Raw genomic sequence first — 20861 nt, 5'->3', positions numbered from 1 at the left:
CTCGGCAGACCCGCCCGGCGCCCCTCCCCCGATAGCCGAATTCCGTCACGCTTTGCCTAGCGAGGCCCCCATGTACGCCTTCACTTCCGTGTTCGCCAACCCGGTCGGCTCGCCAATTCGCGAGCTGTTCAAATACTTGTCCGAGCCGGGCATGATCTCGTTCGCGGGCGGGTATCCGGCAAGCGATTTGTTCGACATCGACGGTCTCGCCGCGGCGCAGGCTCGCGCCTTCGCCCAGCCGACGCGTTGCCTGCAATACGGCCCGACCGACGGCCTCGCCGACCTCAAGATGCAGCTCGTCGCGCTGATGGCCTCGCGCGGCGCACCATGCACCGCCGAATCCCTGCTGGTGACAACGGGGTCCCAGCAAGGCCTCGACCTGCTGCTGCGCGTGATGGTCTCCCCTGGGGATGTCGTGGTCACCGAGCAGCCCGCGTATCCGGCAACCTTGCAGGCATTGCGACTACAGCAGGCGAAGATCGTGACGGTGCCCGTCGACGCGCACGGGCTGGACGTCGCGCATCTGGACACGCTGCTGCGCGAGGGCAGGATTGCCATTCCGAAGCTGCTGTATACGGTGCCGACGTTTGCCAATCCGACCGGCGCAACGCTCTCGCGCGAGCGTCGTATCGACCTGCTGAAACTGGCGCTCGAGTACCGGTTCATCATCGTCGAGGACGATCCATACGGCGACTTGCGCTTCGCGGGCGACGCCGTGCCGACCCTGCTCGGCCTGACGGCGGAAGTGCCGGGATCGCGCGACTGGGTGGTGCACTTCTCGAGCCTGTCGAAGATCGTTGCGCCGGGGTTGCGCGTGGGCTGGACGGTCGCACCGCCGGAGATTGCCCGCCGATGCGTGGTGGCCAAGCAGACCGTCGATCTGTGCAGCGTGCCGTGGACGCAAGCGGTGGCCGCTGAATATCTTGCCGATGGCGCGTTGACACGCCATCTGCCGAAAATCACGGAAGCTTACCGTCATAAATGCAACGCGCTGTGCGAGGCATTGCGCGAGACGCTGGGCGACACCATCGCGTTCCATGCACCGCAGGGCGGGATGTTCGTGTGGGCACGCCTTGCGGCGATGAAGACAAGCGACCTGCTGCCGCACGCGATTGCCGAGAAGGTGTTGTTCGTGCCGGGAACGGCGTTCTTCGCCGAGCAGGCCGACGCGGCATCGCTGCGCCTGTCGTTCGCGGCGCCGGGGATATCGGCGATCGAGGAAGGCGTGGCACGACTGGCGCGTGCGATGCAGGCGACCGGCAAGACCGTGCCATAGGCGCACGAAGGTCCGGCGAGCGCCGGGGTGCAGGCGAAATCGATACCGTGGCAAGGGCCTCGCTGACCGTCTCCGAAGGGAGACATCGGCAAGACCCTAAACGTTTGCGCTCAAAGCTTTACGCAAACATTGCGCAGCTCGGTATAGAACTCGAGCGAGTGAACACCGCCTTCGCGACCGATGCCTGATTGCTTCGCACCACCGAACGCCGTGCGCAGATCGCGCAGGAACCACGCGTTGATCCAGCAGACGCCGACCTCCAGCGCCGCCCCCATGCGATGGGCGCGACCGACATCCGACGTCCAGACGGTCGCAGCGAGGCCGTAGGGCGTCGCGTTGGCCATCGCGATGACTTCCGCTTCCGTATCGAAGGGTGCGATATGGCAGCACGGCCCGAAGATCTCTTCGCGAATGACGGCGGCTGTCTCCCGCAGGCCGGTCCAGATCGTGGGCTGCACCCACGCGCCGCGCTGCATCGACGCCGGCATATCCGGCACGCCGCCGCCGGTGACGACCGTCGCCCCTTCCTCGCGCGCCTTGGCGTAGTACGACAGCACCTTTTCGCGATGCGCTTGCGAGACAAGCGGGCCGAAGTTCGTGCGTGGCGCATAGGGATCACCCGGCACCAACGATTCGGCGCGCGCCTTCAGCGCGGCCACGAAGCGCTCGAAGATCGCGCGTTGCACATACACCCGCTCGGTGCCCAGACACACCTGACCGCTGTTATCGAAGGTCGAACGTGCAATGCCGGCCACGGCCCCATCGAAATCCGCATCGGCGAACACGATGCCGGGATTCTTGCCGCCCAGCTCGAACGACACAGGACGCACGCCATTCGCAGCAGCCTTCATGATCGCCTCGCCAGTGCGCGTCTCGCCCGTGAACGTGATGCCGTTCACGCCCGGATGCTCGGTCAGAAACGCGCCAGCAGACGCCGGCCCGAATCCATGCACGACGTTGTAGACGCCTGGCGGCACGCCGACTTCGTTCATTACCTCGCCCAGCAACGTGGCGGTGGCCGGCGTCTCTTCCGACGGCTTTACCACCACCGTGTTGCCGAACGCCAGCGCCGGGCCGACCTTCCACGTCATGAGCAGGAGGGGCAGGTTCCAAGGGCATACCACGGCGATCACGCCTCGCGGCGTGCGCACACCGTAGTTCAGGGCGCTCCCGCCGTCGGGCGTCGTCATCGCGAACGACTCCGTCGGCACATTCTTGATCATGTCCGCAAACACCTTGAAATTCGCCGCACCGCGTGGAATGTCCAGGTGGCTCGCCAGCGCACGCGGCTTGCCCGTGTCCGCAATCTCGGCGGCGAGGAAGTCGTCGAAGCGGCGTTCGATGCCGTCGGCCACCGCGTGCAGCAACGCCACGCGTTCGGCAGTCGTCATCGTGCCCCACGGGCCATGCAGCGCGGCGCGGGCCGCGTGCACGGCGGCATCCACCTCAGCGCGGCTCGCCTCGTGGACCCGGCCGATCAGGCTGTTGTCTACCGGATTGCGATTCTCAAAGGTATGGGCGCTCGACACCCACTCGCCGTTGATGAAGTTCTGGAAATCCTTCATGTCTCACTCTCGTTCTGTCAGGTTGCTTCGGGAAAAACGGCCCTGCCGGGGCGTGTGCAGCGTCGCCCGGTACCGCCGCGATTCAGGTGGCGAGCGGCGGCATGGAGCACACAATAAATCCGCCGGTCGCCCCGCGTCAATATTTTCTCGAGAATTTTTATTTATATCGATAATTTTTGCATTTTGCGAAAATCGAGATGAAGATGCTTATAATCTCGGCACGTCAACCGTCCTGCACCGTGCATGTTCAGCCCGCCCTCTTCCCCTCCCCAGACCGGCGAAGCCACGTTGGCCCAAAGCGCTTACCTGCATTTGCGCAGCGACATCGTCGAGGGACATCTTGCGCCGGGCGAAAAGCTTCGCGTCGAGCACCTGAAGGATCGCTACGACGTGGGTGCGGGAACGCTGCGCGAAGCGCTGGCGCTGCTGGTGGCCGACGCGCTTGTCGTCCAGCACGGACACCGAGGATTTCGCGTGACGCCGGTCTCGCTGGCGGACTTTATCGACATCACCGAGACGCGCGTGCAGTTGGAGACCGAGGCACTGCGCCAGTCAATCGCGTTGGGGGACGACACGTGGGAAGCCGACCTCGCGAGCGCGTTTCACCTGCTATCGCTCGCCGAAGAACGGCTGGACGGGCAAAGTGACAATGGCAGCCAGTTTGCCCAATGGGAGGCGCGTAACCGCGCGTTTCACGAGGTGATGATTCGCGCATGCCCGTCGCGCTGGCTACATCACTTTTTGGCGATTCTTTACCGCCAGTCCGAACGCTATCGCCGTTTGTCGATCACGCACCGTCCTTTGCCGCGCAACGTCCATGACGAGCACCGGGCCATCTTCGACGCGTGCCTCGCGCGCGATGCCGACAAAGCCTCGACGCTGCTTGCGGCGCACATTCGCAAGACCCTGGAAGCCGTGCGCCAACTGCCCGCCGCCGTCCTTGGTGCCCAGTAGCGCGGGAAACGCGTCATTGGCACCGACGCGCTGAGCCACCGGCACCACGCCATGCAACAGAAGGCGGCCGAGCGCAACAAGGTCAAACGCTTCAAGATGCGCGTGTCGACGAGCAACGTCAAGGTCGAGCCGGACGTGCCGCTGGACGCCATTGGCCGTTGCGCGCGGCGACACCCGGTCGCTCGCCAGAGCGCTGCGCCCTGGCGAACGACTGGGTCACCATCACGGCATTACGGCATCAGCACTTTATCCACGACGTGAATCACCCCATTCGATTGCATGACGTTGCTGATGGCGATGTGCGCCACACCGCCCTTGTCATCCGTCACCATCAGACGCCCACCCTTCTGCGTTACGGTCAGCGCGTCGCCCTCGACCGTTTTCAGCATGGCCTTCCCGCCCGCGTCCTTGACGGCTTTCATCAGGTCCTGCGTCGAGAGTCGGCCCGGCACCACGTGATAGGTGAGCACCTTGTCGAGGGTCGCCTTGTTCTCGGGCTTCAACAGCGTGTCGACGGTGCCGGCGGGCAGCGCCGCGAAGGCTTCGTTGGTCGGCGCAAAAACCGTGAAGGGTCCGGGACCAGAGAGTGTGTCGACCAGACCGCCGGCTTTCACCGCCGCGACGAGCGTCGTGTGGTCCTTTGAGTTCACCGCGTTTTCGATGATGTTCTTCGAAGGGTACATCGTCGCCCCGCCGACCATGACCGTCTTCTCGCCGTTATCCATCGAAGCCGCGGACGCGCTGAGCGTCGATCCGAACACACAGCAGGTTGCCACAAGCACCGGCAGAAATCCGGTCGCGTAACGAGTCTTCATTTCCTCACCCCATTGATGGCGCTTCGCAAAGCGGAAGCCCTTGTACTTACGAACAAGCCGGGTGAGCGGATGCACGTTCCGGAAATGAATTCACGAAGGTCGCAATGTCGTCCAGCACGGGCGCATACCGTCGGAGCGGTACGCTCAGTGTTCCCAGAAGCATCGCGTGCCCCAGGTCGTAGTGGCGGACTTCCACCGTATCGTTCATTGTTTGCAGGCGCCGGGCAAAACGCGTCGTGTTACCCGGGTCGACGACCGTGTCCGCGTCGCCCACGGCCAACCACATTGGCGGCTCCCTGCCCGTCACGAAATGTATCGGCTGGCTGGCCAGTCGCACCGGCTCGGGAAATATCCGGCGAAGCACATCGCTCTTGAGCGGCAGGAAATCGTAGGGACCGGCAAGGCCGATGACGCCTGCGATGTCGCACTCGCGCATTCCGTTGGCATGCAGGTAATGGGCATCGGTCGCCAGGAGCGCGACCATTTGCGCTCCCGCCGAATGGCCCATGAGAAACAGACGCTCGGGGTCGCCGCCAAACACTCGCGCACGGTCGCTCGCCCAGCGCACCGCGATCGCGGCGTCATCCATGAAGGCCGGGAAGGCCGCCTCGGGATAGGTCCGATAATCGGGCACCACCACCAGGAAGCCGCGCGAGGCGAGCGCCTCGCCGACGAAGCGGTAGTCCTCGCGTTGGCCGTTCTGCCAACTTCCCCCGTAAAAGAACACCACGACCGGCATGCCACCGGCCCCTGCATCGGGACGCGTCGGCACATAGACGTCAAGCCGCTGGCGCTCGGATGGGCCGTATGCCAGGTCCTTGAGGTCGTGATAGGTGGTACGCGGCGTGAGCGCATTCACCAGCGTGACGGGACTACACGCGCACAGCGCGACGCTGGTGAGCGCGACCGCCAACAGGCCGCCGAGCGAGACGTTCGTCATGTTGCCTTCCTGTCGAATAGAGGCCGGGGCGGGTCGGTGCCCCCGGCGCTTGCCTTCGTCAGTACGGGGATGACGATCGTCCGGATGCACGCCGACGCGGAAATCGGCGGATTTTTTTGTTTCTGCTGCATCCGCATGACGACGGCACCCGTATACATCGGTGCCGCGCTTTCCCCCGTCACGGAGCCCGCACCATGCATGCCGTCGTCATTGCATTCGCCGGATTGATTTCCGCCCTGTGCGCCATAGGGCTGTCTCGAAGACGCAACGTTGCCCTCGCGGTGTTCGCCAGTGCGAGCGTGCTGCTGACGGGTTGTTCCGGGGCACCGCCCAACCCCAACCCTCGCGCGGACGTCCCGCTTCACGCGGTGCCCGTCGACCTGCCCCGATACATGGGCACGTGGTACGTGATTGCCAACATTCCCTACTTCGCGGAACGCGGCTTCGTTGGTAGCCGCGCCGAGTGGAAGCTGCGCGATGACGGCAAGATCGACGATCACTTCCATGGTCGCAAGGACGGGTTCGATCAACCTGAGCGCCACTACCAATTCCTCGATAGCGTGGTCCCGGGCAGCGGTGGCGGGCACTGGCGCGTTCGCCTGTTCTGGCCGATCTACGTCTCACAGCTCACCGTGTACGTCGATCCGGATTATCGATACACACTGCTGGCCTATCCCGACAAGTCATTGGGCTGGATCTTCTCGCGCGAGCCGACGATGGACGACGCCACCTACCACGCGCTGCTATCCCGCTTCGACGCCCTGGGTTACGACACCACGCGCTTCCGGCGCGTCCCCCAGCGTCCCGAGCAACTCGGTCAGCCGGGCTTCGCCACGCCGGGGAAAAGCGAATGAAAGCGAGCCGTCTGGCGGGCGTGATCGTGTCTCTGGCCGGCGCGCTGACAATGTCACCGGCGTGGTCAGGGTGCCACGAGGCATTGACGACGGCCCATCGTATTGGTGCGGGCGAATTCTGCGTGTTGGGCTTCTGCTTGTACAGGGCGGAGTTGTGGTCGCCGCAGGCATCGGTCTCGGCCGACACGCCCTTTGCGCTTGTCCTCACGTATGAGCGAAGCGTCAGCGGCGAGCGCATGGTCTCGACCGGCATTGACGAGATGCAGCGACTGGCACCACGTCCGATCGCGAAAGAGACGCTCAACGCGTGGCGCGAGGACATGCAGCGGGCCATCTGTGCCTGGTCAGGCGTCCGCTTCGCGAGGCCGGGTTCGTCATCGTTGTCACCGTGGTGGGTTTCGGATGGGAGTGCTTCGTTTCTCGCACCGGCTGGATCGCCTACCCGAACCGCGTGCTTGTCCCCGGATACGCGCCATATTGGATGGCTGGGCTATGGGCCCTTTTTGCCTTCATGACAAACCCCTTGCTGCAAAAGGTCAGTTTGCCAAAAAACTCGCATCGCGGCTGGTCCGGATATAGCCAAGCAGATCACCGGTGGTTGAGCGACATTGCTACCAGACCGCCAATGAAGTGTGGGTAGTGAAAAAGGCCCGCCTCCTCTCGGAACGCGAGCCTCAATCAACAAAAATGCAGTGAAGTGGATGTCAGAACGGAATATCGTCATCCATGTCGTCAAATCCGCCGCCCGACTGCTTGGCTGGCGCTTGCTGACGGCCACCACCACCGCCACCACCGCCGCCGCCGGCACCGCCACCGCCACGCGAATAGCCGCCGCCACCGCCGCCGCCTTCGTCGCCGCCACGCGAGAAGCCGCCACCGCCGCCCTCACCGCCGCTGCGGCCACCGAGCATCTGCATCTGGTCCGCCACGATTTCCGTGCTGTAACGGTCGGTGCCGTCCTGCGCCTGGTACTTGCGCGTGCGGATACGACCCTCGATGTACACCGACGAACCCTTCTTCAGGTACTCATTGACGATCTCCGCAAGGCGGCCGAAGAACGACACGCGGTGCCATTCCGTCAGTTCCTTGAACTCGCCAGACTGCTTGTCCTTGTATCGATCGGTCGTCGCCAGACGAATGTTCGCGACCGCATCGCCGCTCGGCATGTAGCGGACTTCGGGGTCGGCGCCAAGGTTGCCGACCAGGATCACTTTGTTGACTGATGCCATAAAACTTTCTCCGGTATTGCTGAAATCCGATCAGGATTGACGAGGCGCTGGCGTCCTCATCGGTGCGGCGATTATAAGCCACACGACAGCCCCGGCCGAACAAGTCAGGAAGATTGCGTTCTGACCGTAGTGGGTCATCAGAAAACCCCCTATCGCCCCGCCGCAGAACAACCCAAGGGCCTGCGTCGTGTTGTACACGCCCACCGCCGCCCCCTTGCGCTGTCCCGGCGCCAGCTTCGATACCAGCGACGGCTGCGACGCCTCCAGCACGTTGAAGCCCAGGAAGTACACGAACAGCACGCACGCAATCACGCCCACCGTCGGCGGCAATCCGCCCAGCGCCGCCTGCGCCGCCGCCACCAGCGCAATCGCCGAGAGCAGCACCACCTTCATCTTGCCCCGCTTCTCGGCCGCAATGATCGCCGGCACCATCGCCACGAACGACAACCCCATCACCGGCAGATACACCTCCCAGTGCTGCGCCACCGGCAACCCCGCCGCCACCAGCATGCGCGGCATCGCCACGAACAGCGCCGTCTGCGTCGCATGCAGCACGAACACACCGAAGTTCAGACGCAGCAGCTCCGGGTTGTGCAGCACTTCCGAGAACGGCGCGGGCCCCGCCTTGGGATGCGCAGGCGGCGTCGGCACGACCCACAACACCACGAAAATCGCCACCACCGCCAGGATGCCAATGGCCGAGAACAGGCCACTCATGCCCAGCCAGTGATACAGGAACGGCGCACATACGATGGCCACCGCAAACGACACCCCAATGCTGGCGCCGATCATCGCCATCGCCTTCGTACGGTTCGCTTCGCTCGTCAAATCCGCCACGCAAGCCATGACGGCCGACGAAATCGCCCCCGCGCCCTGAATCGCCCGGCCGACGATGATCCACGCAAGATCATGCGCCATCGCCGCCACGAGCGAGCCGATCGCGAACACGATCAGACCGAAGACAATGACGGGTTTGCGCCCCAGCCGATCAGAGGCCCAGCCGTACGGAATATAGAACAGAGACTGCGTCAGGCCATAGATGCCGATGGCCAGCCCGACCAGGAAGGTGTTGTTGCCACCCGGAATCGTCTGCGCGAACACCGAGAACACCGGCATGATCAGAAACAGACCAAGCATGCGCAGCGCAAAAATCCCCGCGAGCGATGCGCTCGCGCGCACTTCTAGCGGGGTCATGCGGCCGCCTCGGCCGCGCGTCGTAACAGGGGAAGCGGAAGTCACGGAATCGGTAGACATTACGTCCTGAGAGATGGAAAAAGCGCGCGCAACATCGTGCAGCCTCGGAATCGTCTGATGATTGCGGACCCAACGCCCGGTACGCCGCCGCGCGATGGACGTGCCAATGGCCGCCTGGGACGACGGTCCGGCGCCAGCCCCCTGGAAAGCAGGCGGTTCGCCCCCACCTAAGGCCCGTGCCGGTGTATCGCCCGAGACTGCCCGTCAGCCGGTTCAGCCCTAGCAATCAAACTTAGGTATATTAGCAGGTTTAGCCGCCCGGATTTTCCCCCAGCGGCCCGCCCGACCGCTCCCGCCGCCTGTGGCGTCGACACCCGGCCAACGCCGCGCCGACGCCGCGCGACGTCCCGGAAAACTCGGACTCTTGGGGGCCGGAAACCGCCCCGCGACAATTCGCCGCGCGGATTCCTCGGCGACGACCCGGAACCGTGAATGGAAACCATCCGTATTCGTGGGGCTCGTACCCACAACCTCAAGAACGTCAATCTCGACTTGCCGCGTCACCAGCTCGTGGTGATCACCGGCCTGTCCGGCTCCGGTAAATCGTCGCTCGCCTTCGACACGCTCTACGCGGAAGGCCAGCGTCGCTATGTCGAGAGCCTGTCGGCGTACGCCCGTCAGTTCCTGCAACTGATGGAAAAGCCCGACGTCGACCTGATCGAAGGCCTCTCGCCCGCGATCTCCATCGAACAGAAGGCCACGTCGCACAACCCGCGCTCGACGGTCGGCACGGTCACGGAAATCCACGACTACCTGCGCCTGCTCTACGCCCGTGTGGGCACGCCCTATTGCCCCGACCACGGTTTGCCGCTCGAATCGCAAAGCGTCTCGCAAATGGTCGACGCCGCGCTCGCGCTGCCGGAAGACACCCGGCTCATGATCCTCGCGCCCGTCGTCGTCGATCGCAAGGGCGAGCACGCCGACCTGTTCGAGACAATGCAGGCCCAGGGCTTCGTGCGCTTTCGCATCCGCTCGGGCGGCGGCGCCGCCAACGAAGGCACGGCGCGCGTCTACGACATCGAATCCCTGCCCAAGCTCAAGAAGACGGAAAAGCACTCCATCGACGTGGTCATCGACCGCGTGAAGGTGCGCGCCGATCTGAAGCAGCGTCTGGCGGAATCGTTCGAGACGGCACTGCGGCTGGCCGACGGCCGGGCCATGGCCCTGGAAATGGACACCGACAAGGAGCACGTCTTCAGCTCGAAGTTCGCCTGCCCGGTGTGCTCATACTCGCTCCAGGAACTCGAACCGCGCCTGTTCTCGTTCAACAACCCGATGGGTGCATGCCCGACCTGCGACGGCCTGGGCCAGATGACGTTCTTCGATCCGAAGCGCGTCGTCGGTTTCCCGGCGCTCTCGCTCGCCTCGGGCGCGATCAAGGGCTGGGATCGCCGCAACCAGTTCTATTTCCAGATGCTGCAAAGCCTCGCGGCGTTCTATGACTTCGACGTCGACACGCCTTTCGAGGAACTGCCGGACGCCACGCAGAAGATCGTGCTCTACGGCTCGGGCGAGCAAACCATCCCCTTCACGTACGTGAACGAGAAGGGGCGCACCTCGGTGCGCGAGCATGCGTTCGAAGGGATCATCCCGAATCTGGAGCGGCGCTATCGTGAAACCGATTCCGTCGCCGTGCGCGAAGAGTTGGCCAAATACCAGAACAACCAGGCCTGCCCCGATTGCGAGGGCAGCCGCCTGCGTCGTGAAGCGCGTTTCGTCAAGGTGGGGGAAGGCCAGCAGGCGCGCGCGATCTACGAGATCGGCAACCTGCCGCTGCGTGAGGCGCTCGGCCACTTCCACGAACTGGTGCTGCACGGCGCCAAGCGCGAGATCGCCGACAAGATCGTCAAGGAGATCGTGGCCCGCCTCACCTTCCTGAACAACGTCGGCCTCGACTACCTCTCGCTCGAGCGCAGCGCCGATACACTCTCGGGCGGCGAGGCGCAGCGCATCCGCCTCGCGTCGCAGATCGGCTCGGGCCTCACGGGGGTGATGTACGTGCTCGACGAGCCGTCCATCGGCCTGCACCAGCGCGACAACGATCGCCTGATCGGCACGCTCAAGCATCTGCGCGACCTCGGCAATTCGGTGATCGTGGTCGAACACGACGAGGACATGATTCTCGCGAGCGACTACGTCGTCGACATGGGACTGGGCGCCGGCATCCACGGCGGCATGGTCATCGCACAAGGGCGCCCCGAGCAGATCGAAAGCGCGCCTGAGTCGCTCACCGGGCAGTATCTGTCAGGCGCGCGACGTATCGAAGTGCCCACGCAGCGTCACGCACCGGGCGACGATCGTCTGCGCATTCTCGACGCGACGGGCAACAACCTCAAAAACGTTACGCTGGATCTGCCGGTCGGTTTGCTGACCTGCGTGACGGGCGTATCCGGTTCAGGCAAGTCGACGCTGATCAACGACACCCTGTATCACGCCGTCGCGCGGCATCTCTATGGGTCGTCGGCCGAGCCGGCGCCGTACGAACAGATCGAAGGGCTGGAGCACTTCGACAAGGTCATCAACGTCGACCAATCGCCCATCGGACGCACGCCGCGCTCGAACCCGGCCACCTACACGGGTCTGTTCACGCCGATCCGCGAACTCTTCGCCGGCGTGCCCGCGGCCAAGGAGCGCGGCTACGACCCAGGCCGTTTCTCGTTCAACGTGAAGGGCGGACGCTGCGAAGCCTGCCAGGGCGACGGCGTCATCAAGGTCGAGATGCATTTCCTGCCCGACGTGTATGTGCCTTGCGACGTCTGCCATGGCAAGCGCTACAACCGCGAGACGCTCGAAATGCAATACAAGGGCCGCAACATCTCGGAGGTGCTCGACATGACGGTCGAGCAGGCGCACGAGTTCTTCAAGCCCGTGCCGGTGGTCGCGCGCAAGCTGCGCACGCTGCTCGACGTCGGCCTGGGCTACATCCGCCTCGGCCAGTCGGCCACCACGCTCTCGGGCGGAGAGGCGCAGCGCGTGAAGCTCTCGCTCGAACTCTCGAAGCGCGACACAGGCCGCACGCTTTACATTCTTGACGAACCGACGACCGGGCTGCACTTTCACGATATCGAGCTGCTGCTCACGGTGATTCACCGGCTGCGCGATCAAGGCAATACCGTGGTCATCATCGAGCACAATCTCGACGTGATCAAAACGGCGGATTGGGTGATCGATCTCGGACCGGAAGGCGGCGCGGGCGGCGGACAGATCATTGCGCAGGGCACGCCCGAGCAAGTGGCGGCGAACAAGGCCAGCTTCACGGGCAAGTACCTCGCCCCGCTGCTCTCGCGCGGGAAGTAAGCGCTTCGCCCGTTCGGGCTGTCATTACGCCGCGGCACGGGCGAGCGCCTTGAGAGCGCCGCCCGTGCCGCGACGGCAGAGTCTTATCACAAGGACGTCATTGCATGGAACCGCGCTCTGGCTGGCATCTGGATCGGGATGCCTGGATCGAACTGGCGAGCTATGGTGCCGCCGCCCTGGCCCTTTGGCTGATTCTCAGCATCCACCTGCTCTCGGTGGTGCTCGCGGGGACGGTCGTCTATCAACTCGTGCACGTGCTCGGGCCGCGCCTGCAACTGCGCATCTCCAGCGAACGCGCCCGGCTGGTCGCCGTCGCCCTGCTGTCAGCGGTGATCGTCGCGCTGATGTCCGCGATCATCTTCGGCATCATCACCTTCTTTCGCAGCGATGCCGGGCACCTGCAACACCTGAACGGCCGGATGATGGACGTGGTCGAACAGGCACGTGCGCAGTTGCCCACCTGGATCACGGCACGCCTGCCGGCCGACAGCGCCGACATCCACCAGTCGATCACCGGCTACCTGAAAGACCACACGCAGGAGATGTCGCTCGTCGGCAAGGAAGCGCTCAACGCGATGGTGCACATCATCGTGGGGCTCGTGCTGGGCGCCCTCGTGGCCCTCTCGTCGATCCGGCCCGTACACAGCATGCGACCGCTCTCGGCCGCGCTCTCGCGCCGTGTCACGCTGTTTGGCGATGCGTTTCGCCGCATCGTGTTCGCCCAGGTCAAGATCTCGGCAATCAACACGCTCTTTACCGCGATCTTCCTGATCGGCGTGCTGCCGCTGTTCGACGTTCACCTGCCGCTGCGCAAGACGATGATCGTGGTGACGTTCGCCGTCGGCCTGCTGCCGGTCGTGGGCAATCTGATCTCGAACACATTCATCGTGGTGCTGGGCCTGTCGGTCTCGCTGTATGTCGCCATCGCCGCCCTGACCTTTCTGATCGCGATTCACAAGCTCGAGTACTTCCTGAACGCCCGCATTGTCGGCTCACAGATCCAGTCGCGCTCGTGGGAACTGCTGCTCGCCATGCTCGTCATGGAAGCCGCGTTCGGGATGCCCGGACTCGTTGCTGCACCGATCTATTACGGCTACCTCAAGAGCGAACTGTCGGAAAAGCAACTCGTCTGAACACCGCCCATAGCCCAGACGGTCCGCTGCCTCCGTCGCGAAACCGACCGGCACCGGACCGTTTTTTTGTCGACGCATTGACATTTCGTCATCCGGTGACATAATGTCAAATCATGAAATCCGCCAATTTACCCGCGACGGGCAAGCTCGACGAGAATGCGCTGCTGCTGCGTGAGGGTCGCAAGATTGTCGAGGCGCTCGGTCAGACGTTTGCACCGCTCGTCGAAGTGGTGTTGCACGACCTGACCGAACCAGAGCACGCGATCGTGGCGATCGCCAACAATCTGTCGGGACGGGAACCCGGCGATGCCGTCACGGAAATGGGCCTCGCGCGTATCGCCGACCCGGCGTTTCCCGAGGTCATCGCGAACTACGCGAACCGCTTTCCGGACGGACGTCCGGCCAAGAGTACATCGATCGGGCTGAAGAACCGCCGCGGCGAGTATGTCGCCGCCATCTGCCTGAACATGGACATTTCGATGCTCGCGGCGGCGGCGGCCAGCATGCAGCAGCTCGTGAACGTGCCGAATCATGCACCGACACCCGTGCGCGAAACGCTCTCGACGCGCCGGCTCGACGACATCGTCCCGCTCGTCACCGACTTTGCCGCGCAGCGCAACACCACGCCACAGGGCCTGACACTCGCCCAGCGCCGCGAAGCCATCCGCCTCATCGAGGCCCGCGGCCTGCTCGACCTGCGTCACGCCCACGCCGAAGTGGCACGTGCGCTGGGCGTTGCGCGCTCGACCGTCTACACCTATCTCTGCGACACCAAAGGCGCATCATGACAACTCCTTCGCTGGCGATTACCTATGGCGACATCGTCGCCGCCCACGACCGGATTCGCGAGGCGGCACATCGCACGCCCGTGCTGACCTCGCGCACCGCCGATGCCATGACCGGCGCCCGTCTGTTCTTCAAGGCGGAGAACTTCCAGCGCATGGGTGCCTTCAAGTTCCGCGGCGCCTATAACGCGATCTCGCGGTTCACGGCCGAGCAAAAGCGCGGTGGCGTGCTGGCGTTCTCGTCGGGTAACCATGCGCAGGCGATTGCGCTCTCCGCGCGCGAACTTGGCGTGCCGGCCGTCATCCTGATGCCCCAGGACGCGCCGCAAATGAAGATCGACGCAACGCGCGGCTACGGAGCGGAAGTGATTCTGTTCGACCGTTACCAGGAAGATCGCGAAGCGCTTGGCAAGCGTCTCGCGCAAGCGCGCGGCATGACGCTGATTCCACCGTACGACCATCCTGATGTGATGGCGGGCCAGGGCACGGCGGCCAAGGAATTGATCGAAGACGCCGGCGAACTGGACGTTCTCGTGGCGTGCCTGGGCGGCGGTGGACTGCTCTCGGGCAGCGCCGTCGCGGCACGCGCATTGCATCCGGACATCGAGATCTATGGGGTGGAGCCGGCCGCCGGCAACGACGGCCAGCAGAGTTTTCGCACGGGCAGGATCGTGCACATCGAGACGCCGCGCACGATCGCCGACGGCGCGCAGACGCAGCATCTTGGCGAATACACGTTCCCGGTGATCCGCGCGCTCGTCGACGACATCCTGACTGTGACCGACAACGAACTCGTGCAGACGATGCAGTTCTTCGCTAGCCGCATGAAGATCGTGGTCGAGCCGACCGGTTGCCTCGCTGCGGCAGCAGCGCTGCAAGGCAAGCTCGATATCCGCGGCAAGCGCGTGGGCGTGATCCTGTCGGGCGGCAACGTCGATATGACGCGCTTCGCCAAGCTCACGTTTGGGGAAACCGTATGAGCGCGCAAGCCGGCAACATCGACGCCGTGAACGTCAAAGCGTTGCAACCACCGCGCGGCCACTACTCGCACGGCGTCCGTGCGGGCGGGTTCGTCTTCGTGTCGGGGCAGTTGCCGATCACGCCGGAGGGCGAGCGCCTCGCCGGTGCGCCATTCGCGGTACAGGCGAGACAGGCACTGGATAACGTCGCGACGATTCTTGCCGCGTGCGGCACGGGTATCGACCGGTTGGTGCAGGTGCGCGTGTACATCACGAACGTCGACGACTGGGGACCGTTCAACGAGGTCTACGCCGCGTGGGCCGGAGATGCGAAGCCCGCACGCGCCGTCGTGCCGGTGCCCGCGCTCAGTCACGGCGTGGCGGTGGAAATCGAGGCGATGGCGTTGGCGGGCTGATTCGGCTGCGCCAGCGCTGTGATGACATCGATGCGAACGCGCGTTGGCGTGCGTGTCGGATGACGGGGGATGGCAGGGGCTTGCGTCGCCCGGCTCGGCGTCGACCCATTTCCCCACCGGATGGCGTGTTCATTTGCGAAAGTTACACGACGGTTTGCGAAATATCCCAGGATTTCTGCGCACTAATGTCCGTCCGACCCATACACTTTGCGACATGAACGCCAACGACCCTCAAGCCATGACAACGCCCGAATTTCCACCACCGCAGTCCGCCGTGCCGGACATGCCGCTACCGCCAAGCCAACCGCAGCAACGCATCGACGACGAGCCCATGCGGCTCATTACCAGCTTCAACGACGTTTTCGTCGTCGTGGCGTCGGCGCTGCTCGTGTTCGGCACGGTGTGGCTGACACACTCGCTTCCGCCATGGCTCACGGCGTGGGTCTGCGCGGCGCTCTTCTGGGGACTGTCCGAGATGTTCGTGCGACGCCGACGCATGGCCCTGCCCGCGCTCGTCTATTGTTTCGGTTTCATCGCCGCGTTTGCCAGCGTCGGCTTCATCGGCATACAAGCCGCCGCGCCGGGATTCGGTCTGGGCGAACACGCCCCACCCGACGCTGAAGGACTCACCCTGCGCACCCATGTCCTGTTATCGCTGTTCGCAAGCTATGCAGGCATCGGTGTCGGCACGGTGTTGTACTGGCGACGCTTTCGGGTGCCGGTCACCCTCGCCATGGGCATCGGTGGTGCGGTTTTCCTGACCTGGCTTTTCGTCGTGATTCTCGGGCACAACCTCGTCGGCGCCATGAGCGTGGTCAGCATCGTCGCCGGTCTCGCGATCTTCGTCTGGGCCCTTCGCTGGGATGCCCGCGACCCACAGCGCACCACCGTTCGCTCCGACGTCGCCTTCTGGCTCCACCTGCTCGCCGCCTGCATGGTCACGCATCCGATCTTCTGGGCGCTCATGCCGGACCATTCTGTTGCGGCCATCGCATTCTTCCTGCTGCTCACGGCAATATCGCTCGCGATCGACCGTCGCGCCCTGATGATGTCATCGCTGTTGTATGTGATGACGGCAATGCTCAACCTGCTGGTGACCTCCGAGGACACGCGCGCGCTGGCGGTTGTCGCCATCGTGGTCGGCGGCGCCCTGCTGCTGCTGTCGGCCTTCTGGCACCCGTCTCGCGCGGCAGTCCTGAAACTGGTCCCTGCGGGCTGGCGCGCCCGCCTGCCTCACTGAAACATCACCCGCTCCAGCACCTTCATGTAGTGATCGAGCGACGGCGTCGGCATGCCGGCAACCTTCGCTCGATCGTCCCAACGACGCAGCCGCAGCGCAGCCTCGGCATGCTCACGAGCCAGGAACGTCTTCGCCTCGTCATCGCTGAACACCCCACCCTGCAACGCGAGACTGCGCACCGAATCGACCGAGAGTTTGCCGGCGTATTCGGGATCGATGGCGCACAGGCAGCGCTTGGCGTCCACATGCAGACGAATCGGATCCAGCACCGCATCGCTGAACAACGGTCGCAGGAAAGGCAAGGCAAAGTATTGGTGCAGATCGTCGATGCCGCGCGCGGAAGGCGTTTCGCCCTGGAGATTAAGCAGATGGCCGAGATCATGCAGGAAACTGGCGGCAACGAGTGACTCGTCGGCGCCATCGCGCTCGGCCAGTGCAGCACTTTGCAGCGCGTGCTCCAACTGCGTGACCGGCTCGCCGCTGTAGGCAAGCGAACCGAATTTATCGAACAGGGTGCGGATGTCCGGCAGGCTCAGCGCCATCGTGTGAACTCTCGTTGTCGTCGCTAGCATTTGCGGCGGCGGCCGTCGCGACATTGGCCAGCACCGACAGCGTCGACGCCTTCGATTCCTTCGGCATCTTCGCTTCCCTTGTATCCTTCGCGTCCTTGCCGTCCTTCGGCTTGTCCCGCATGCGGCTCTTGCGCAGCGCGCCGGCGTCGTCGAGCACCGGATACGCGGTCGAGCAGAACAGCGAGTTCAATCGCTTCATATCGCTGATGATGTCCAGGTGCAGCGAACTCGTCTCGATACTCTGCACCGACTGGCCCGCCAGACGGTTCAGGTGCGTGTACGAATAGGCGCGCTCCAGATCGCGGAAGCTCTCCTTCTCGGCCATGAGCCGCTGCGCGCTCTTGAGGTCCGTGTTCAGGAACACCGACAGCCCCAGTTGCAGGTTCGTCACCAGCCGCGCGTGCATGTCGCAGATCTCCTGCAACCCGGCTTCGGAAAAAGACAACTTGTGCGAGATCTTCTTCTCCTCGACTTCCGTCACCATGCGCTCGATGATGTCGCCCGCATGTTCCAGATTGATCGTGAGCGAGATGATGTCCGTCCAGCGGCGACTGTCCTGCTCGCTCAGGTTCTCGCGCGACACGCGCGTCAGGTACATCTTCACCGCGGTATAGAGATGGTCGACGTCATCGTCGAGCCGGCGCGTCTCGCGCGCCCGCACCACGTCGTTGCTGCGAATGACTTCCAGCAGTCCGTTGAGCATCTGCTCGACGATGTCGCCCATGCGCAGCGTCTCGCGCGTCGCGTTGGACAGCGCCACCGATGGCATCTCCAGCGCGCTCTCGTCCAGATGGCGGGGACGCATCACGCCGTCCACCTCCGGCCGCTCCGAGAGCAGACGCACGCACAGGCGCGCCATCGGCTCGGTGAATGCGAGAAACACCACGCATCGCACCAGGTTGTAGAGCACGTGGAAATTGACGACAGCCTGTGCCGGCGCGTCCGAGAGCCAGCTCACCAGCGCCGGCGCATAGTCGACGAATGGCAGCACAACCACGCAGCCGATCAACTTGAAGACAAGGCTGCCGAAGACCACGCGACGGCCCGCCGCATTCTGCCCGGCCGACGTGAGCATCGCGAGCATGCCGCTGCCCAGGTTCGCGCCGATCACGAGGCACAAGGCCACCTTGAGCGAAATCACGCCCGACGACGCCAGCGTCGCCGTCAACAACACCGCCGCCAGACTCGAATACGACACCATGGCGAACAGCGCACCGATCAGCGTGTCGAGCATCACGTCGCCGGTCAGCGACCCGAACAGCACCTTGACACCCGCCGCCTCGGTCATCGGTGTCGTCGCGCTCACGATCAGTTGCAACGCCAGCACGATCAGCCCAAGCCCGATGGCCACGCGGCCGAGCTGGCCTGCGCGCGTCTGCTTGCGAGACAGGAAGAAGATGACGCCGAAGAAGATCAGCAACGGCGAGAGCCAGTGCAGATCGAACGTGAGGATTCGCGCCATGAGCGCCGTGCCAACATCCGCCCCCAGCATGATCGACAGCGCAGGCGCGAGCGCAATCAGGCCCTGCGCGCCGAACGACGAGACGATGAGCGCCGTCGCGTTGCTGCTCTGCACGAGCCCCGTCACGAGCACGCCCGCCGCAAACGCGAGAAAGCGATTCGAAATGCTGTGCGACAGGATGCGCCGCAGATCGGCACCATAGACGCGCAGGACCCCGGTGCGCACGATGTGCGTACCCCAGATCAGCATCGCTACGCCGGAGAGAAGGTTGAGCAGTGTCAGCATGCCAGTGTTCCGTGATCGTATTGTCGACGGGACGGGCAGCGCCCTGCGCCGCCCACATGACGCGCGCGCACTGGTTTGCCAAACCGGCATCCCGCGTCAGTCCAACACTGGCGTCGGGATGCGCATGAAGTTCACGCGTCATGCGTATCCCCAATCGGTACACCGTACACCAAAATGACCATCGCAACAATCGTGTCATCAATTTGTCACAATTTTTTTCCCTGATTCCGCGAAGCCTTGTTGCGCAAGGGAAACAGCCCGAGTCGAGGCACCGGAAAACGCCGCTTTTCGCGCTCCGCCGACCAATCGGGCGACCACCGCTTGCATGCCCGAACAACTTCAGACACCCCACGGCAGCGTAAAGGTTTTGGTGTTGGTGAAGCTCTTCATCGCCTCCTGCACACCTTCCTTGTAGCCGAGGCCGGAGTCCTTGATGCCGCCAAACGGCGTCAGCTCGATGCGATAGCCCGGCACCTCCCAGACATTGACCGTCCCCACGTGCAACTCGTTGGTGAAACGCGTCACGTAGTCGAGGCGGTTCGTGCACACGCCCGACGACAGGCCGAATGCCGTGCCGTTGGAAATCGCGATGGCTTCGTCGATGCTGCTAAACGTCAGGATCGGCGACACTGGCCCGAAGGTCTCTTCACGCACCACGGTCATCGTCGGATCGACACGGTCGATGACGGTCGGCGAATACAGCGCCCCCTCGCGCCGGTTGCCCACGAGCAGGCGCGCGCCCTGCGACACCGCCTCGTTCACGCGCGCTTCGAACAGACGCGCCGCCGCCTCGTCGATGACGGTGCCCATGTCGTTTGCGCCGTCGGCCGGGTCGCCATATTTCCATGCGCGTGTTTTTTCCACGACGAGGTCGGTGAACTGCGCCGCGATATCGCGATGCACGAGCATGCGCTTGACGGCCGTGCAACGCTGGCCCGAGTTCTTGTACGAGCCCTGCACCGCCAGATCGGAGGCGCGATCGAGATCCGCGTCCTCCATCACGATCAACGGATCGTTACCGCCGAGTTCGAGCACGATGCGACGATAGCCCGCCTTCGATGCGATGTACTTGCCGATCGACACGCCGCCCGTGAATGTGATCATGTCGATGTTCTCGTTCGTGATCAGCTCGTCGGCAATCTCCATCGGGTCACCGGTCACGACCTGCAGCATCTCCGGCGGCAGCCCCGCTTCGTAAAGCGTATCGGCAAGGTAGTAGGCGGAGAGCGGCACCTTCTCCGACGGCTTGAGCACCATGCGGTTGTTGGTCGCAATCGACGGCGCGACCTTGTGCGCCACCTGGTTCATGGGATGGTTGAACGGCGTGATGGCCGAGATCGCCCCGAGCAGCGGCTCGCGCTGCGTCACCACCCGGCGCTTCTTGCCATGGGGCGTGAGGTCGCACGAGAAGGCTTGCCCGTCGTCCTTGAGCGCTTCGCCCGCGGCGAAACCGAGTACGTCGGCCACGCGGCCGATCTCGTAGACGGCGTCTTTCTTGCACAGCCCCGACTCCATCGTGATGATCGCGGCGGCTTCGGCGGTGCGCTCGCGCAGCAGCGCCGCGGCCTTCTCGAGGATGTTGGCGCGCTCGAAGCGCGTGAGCGTCGAGCGATACTGCTTCGCGATCGAGAACGCGCGGCGCACGTCGTCGAGCGAGGCCTTCGGCACGGTGCCGACGAGTTCGCCCGAGTAGGGACTGACGATTTCGATGATCCGATCGCGGGTCACTTTCTCGCCGCCGATGCGAAGCGCTTCGGCGCGGAAATCGGGATGCAGCTTGTGCGGCGCGCTCATGGGGTTCTCCACAGCATATCCAACAGGACGC

The 20861-nt window shown here is 64.1% G+C and carries 19 protein-coding genes; 11 read left to right on the top strand and 8 right to left on the bottom strand.

What is annotated here, in order from left to right:
* Positions 1-70: 70 nt before the first annotated feature.
* Positions 71-1276 (top strand): aminotransferase-like domain-containing protein, encoded by a 1206-nt coding sequence (locus PTE31013_RS03215; RefSeq protein ID WP_150611358.1) that lies wholly within the window; start codon positions 71-73, stop codon positions 1274-1276.
* Positions 1277-1386: 110 nt separating this feature from the next.
* Here PTE31013_RS03215 and PTE31013_RS03210 read toward each other — a convergent pair whose 3' ends face one another.
* Positions 1387-2841 (bottom strand): 2-hydroxymuconic semialdehyde dehydrogenase, encoded by a 1455-nt coding sequence (locus PTE31013_RS03210; RefSeq protein ID WP_150611357.1) that lies wholly within the window; start codon positions 2839-2841, stop codon positions 1387-1389.
* 243 nt (positions 2842-3084) lie between these two features.
* Here PTE31013_RS03210 and PTE31013_RS03205 point away from each other — a divergent pair, with 243 nt between their 5' ends.
* Together PTE31013_RS03205 and PTE31013_RS03200 are read left to right on the top strand one after the other, a co-directional pair.
* Positions 3085-3795: a GntR family transcriptional regulator gene (locus tag PTE31013_RS03205; RefSeq protein ID WP_150611356.1), complete on the top strand. Its 711-nt coding sequence runs from the start codon at positions 3085-3087 to the stop codon at positions 3793-3795.
* 51 nt (positions 3796-3846) lie between these two features.
* Entirely contained in the window at positions 3847-4056 is a 210-nt protein-coding gene (locus PTE31013_RS03200) for a hypothetical protein (RefSeq protein WP_150611355.1), read from the top strand.
* Here PTE31013_RS03200 and PTE31013_RS03195 read toward each other — a convergent pair.
* Positions 4026-4610 (bottom strand): fasciclin domain-containing protein, encoded by a 585-nt coding sequence (locus PTE31013_RS03195; RefSeq protein WP_150611354.1) that lies wholly within the window; start codon positions 4608-4610, stop codon positions 4026-4028. The genes PTE31013_RS03200 and PTE31013_RS03195 overlap by 31 nt on opposite strands.
* A gap of 46 nt (positions 4611-4656) precedes the next feature.
* Positions 4657-5550 (bottom strand): alpha/beta hydrolase, encoded by an 894-nt coding sequence (locus tag PTE31013_RS03190; protein ID WP_150611353.1) that lies wholly within the window; start codon positions 5548-5550, stop codon positions 4657-4659.
* Positions 5551-5744: 194 nt separating this feature from the next.
* Here PTE31013_RS03190 and PTE31013_RS03185 point away from each other — a divergent pair, with 194 nt between their 5' ends.
* Together PTE31013_RS03185 and PTE31013_RS25340 are read left to right on the top strand one after the other, a co-directional pair.
* Positions 5745-6404, top strand: a complete 660-nt coding sequence (locus tag PTE31013_RS03185; RefSeq protein ID WP_150611352.1) for a lipocalin family protein — start codon at positions 5745-5747, stop codon at positions 6402-6404.
* A 307-nt stretch (positions 6405-6711) separates the two neighbouring features.
* Positions 6712-7044, top strand: a complete 333-nt coding sequence (locus tag PTE31013_RS25340; RefSeq protein ID WP_150611351.1) for a DUF2878 family protein — start codon at positions 6712-6714, stop codon at positions 7042-7044.
* 64 nt (positions 7045-7108) lie between these two features.
* Here the strand turns inward: PTE31013_RS25340 and PTE31013_RS03170 are convergent, their stop codons facing one another.
* Positions 7109-7633: a single-stranded DNA-binding protein gene (locus PTE31013_RS03170; RefSeq protein WP_150611350.1), complete on the bottom strand. Its 525-nt coding sequence runs from the start codon at positions 7631-7633 to the stop codon at positions 7109-7111.
* A 30-nt stretch (positions 7634-7663) separates the two neighbouring features.
* Positions 7664-8887, bottom strand: coding sequence for an MFS transporter (locus tag PTE31013_RS03165; protein ID WP_425495523.1), 1224 nt, complete (start codon positions 8885-8887; stop codon positions 7664-7666).
* A 432-nt stretch (positions 8888-9319) separates the two neighbouring features.
* On the opposite strand from PTE31013_RS03165, the gene uvrA reads away from it, so the two are divergent.
* The 6 genes from uvrA (at position 9320) to PTE31013_RS03135 (ending at position 16717) form a co-directional block, all read left to right on the top strand.
* Positions 9320-12184, top strand: a complete 2865-nt coding sequence (gene uvrA / locus PTE31013_RS03160) for an excinuclease ABC subunit UvrA (protein ID WP_150611348.1) — start codon at positions 9320-9322, stop codon at positions 12182-12184.
* Between the two features lie 104 nt (positions 12185-12288).
* On the top strand, positions 12289-13317 hold the full coding sequence (locus tag PTE31013_RS03155) for an AI-2E family transporter (RefSeq protein ID WP_150611347.1): 1029 nt from the start codon (positions 12289-12291) through the stop codon (positions 13315-13317).
* A gap of 113 nt (positions 13318-13430) precedes the next feature.
* Positions 13431-14105 (top strand): helix-turn-helix transcriptional regulator, encoded by a 675-nt coding sequence (locus PTE31013_RS03150; protein WP_150611346.1) that lies wholly within the window; start codon positions 13431-13433, stop codon positions 14103-14105.
* A complete protein-coding gene (locus tag PTE31013_RS03145; RefSeq protein WP_150611345.1) occupies positions 14102-15082 on the top strand; it encodes a threo-3-hydroxy-L-aspartate ammonia-lyase in 981 nt (326 codons plus the stop codon). The genes PTE31013_RS03150 and PTE31013_RS03145 overlap by 4 nt, the downstream gene beginning before the upstream one ends.
* Positions 15079-15477: a RidA family protein gene (locus tag PTE31013_RS03140; protein ID WP_150611344.1), complete on the top strand. Its 399-nt coding sequence runs from the start codon at positions 15079-15081 to the stop codon at positions 15475-15477. Before PTE31013_RS03145 ends, PTE31013_RS03140 begins: the two co-directional genes overlap by 4 nt.
* A gap of 238 nt (positions 15478-15715) precedes the next feature.
* Positions 15716-16717: a hypothetical protein gene (locus tag PTE31013_RS03135; protein ID WP_150611343.1), complete on the top strand. Its 1002-nt coding sequence runs from the start codon at positions 15716-15718 to the stop codon at positions 16715-16717.
* Here the strand turns inward: PTE31013_RS03135 and PTE31013_RS03130 are convergent.
* The 3 genes from PTE31013_RS03130 to phnY form a co-directional block, all read right to left on the bottom strand.
* Entirely contained in the window at positions 16711-17259 is a 549-nt protein-coding gene (locus PTE31013_RS03130; protein WP_150611342.1) for a phosphonate degradation HD-domain oxygenase, read from the bottom strand. The genes PTE31013_RS03135 and PTE31013_RS03130 overlap by 7 nt on opposite strands.
* A complete protein-coding gene (locus PTE31013_RS03125; protein ID WP_150611341.1) occupies positions 17219-19036 on the bottom strand; it encodes a Na/Pi cotransporter family protein in 1818 nt (605 codons plus the stop codon). Before PTE31013_RS03125 ends, PTE31013_RS03130 begins: the two co-directional genes overlap by 41 nt.
* Positions 19037-19375: 339 nt before the next feature.
* Positions 19376-20830, bottom strand: coding sequence for a phosphonoacetaldehyde dehydrogenase (gene phnY, locus PTE31013_RS03120; protein WP_150611340.1), 1455 nt, complete (start codon positions 20828-20830; stop codon positions 19376-19378).
* Positions 20831-20861 lie beyond the last annotated feature (31 nt).

Origin of the sequence: Pandoraea terrigena (genome assembly GCF_902459705.1) — a bacterium.
Classification (GTDB): Bacteria; Pseudomonadota; Gammaproteobacteria; order Burkholderiales; family Burkholderiaceae; genus Pandoraea; species Pandoraea terrigena.
This window is presented reverse-complemented; position numbering and strand designations above follow the sequence as displayed.

Coding starts and splice junctions, on each gene's coding strand:
- PTE31013_RS03215 (WP_150611358.1), top strand. CDS start 71: ATGTACGCCTTCACTTCCGTGTTCGCCAACCCGGTCGGCTCGCCAATT.
- PTE31013_RS03210 (WP_150611357.1), bottom strand. CDS start 2,841: ATGAAGGATTTCCAGAACTTCATCAACGGCGAGTGGGTGTCGAGCGCC.
- PTE31013_RS03205 (WP_150611356.1), top strand. CDS start 3,085: ATGTTCAGCCCGCCCTCTTCCCCTCCCCAGACCGGCGAAGCCACGTTG.
- PTE31013_RS03200 (WP_150611355.1), top strand. CDS start 3,847: ATGCAACAGAAGGCGGCCGAGCGCAACAAGGTCAAACGCTTCAAGATG.
- PTE31013_RS03195 (WP_150611354.1), bottom strand. CDS start 4,610: ATGAAGACTCGTTACGCGACCGGATTTCTGCCGGTGCTTGTGGCAACC.
- PTE31013_RS03190 (WP_150611353.1), bottom strand. CDS start 5,550: ATGACGAACGTCTCGCTCGGCGGCCTGTTGGCGGTCGCGCTCACCAGC.
- PTE31013_RS03185 (WP_150611352.1), top strand. CDS start 5,745: ATGCATGCCGTCGTCATTGCATTCGCCGGATTGATTTCCGCCCTGTGC.
- PTE31013_RS03170 (WP_150611350.1), bottom strand. CDS start 7,633: ATGGCATCAGTCAACAAAGTGATCCTGGTCGGCAACCTTGGCGCCGAC.
- PTE31013_RS03165 (WP_425495523.1), bottom strand. CDS start 8,887: ATGTCTACCGATTCCGTGACTTCCGCTTCCCCTGTTACGACGCGCGGC.
- uvrA (WP_150611348.1), top strand. CDS start 9,320: ATGGAAACCATCCGTATTCGTGGGGCTCGTACCCACAACCTCAAGAAC.
- PTE31013_RS03155 (WP_150611347.1), top strand. CDS start 12,289: ATGGAACCGCGCTCTGGCTGGCATCTGGATCGGGATGCCTGGATCGAA.
- PTE31013_RS03150 (WP_150611346.1), top strand. CDS start 13,431: ATGAAATCCGCCAATTTACCCGCGACGGGCAAGCTCGACGAGAATGCG.
- PTE31013_RS03145 (WP_150611345.1), top strand. CDS start 14,102: ATGACAACTCCTTCGCTGGCGATTACCTATGGCGACATCGTCGCCGCC.
- PTE31013_RS03140 (WP_150611344.1), top strand. CDS start 15,079: ATGAGCGCGCAAGCCGGCAACATCGACGCCGTGAACGTCAAAGCGTTG.
- PTE31013_RS03135 (WP_150611343.1), top strand. CDS start 15,716: ATGACAACGCCCGAATTTCCACCACCGCAGTCCGCCGTGCCGGACATG.
- PTE31013_RS03130 (WP_150611342.1), bottom strand. CDS start 17,259: ATGGCGCTGAGCCTGCCGGACATCCGCACCCTGTTCGATAAATTCGGT.
- PTE31013_RS03125 (WP_150611341.1), bottom strand. CDS start 19,036: ATGCTGACACTGCTCAACCTTCTCTCCGGCGTAGCGATGCTGATCTGG.
- phnY (WP_150611340.1), bottom strand. CDS start 20,830: ATGAGCGCGCCGCACAAGCTGCATCCCGATTTCCGCGCCGAAGCGCTT.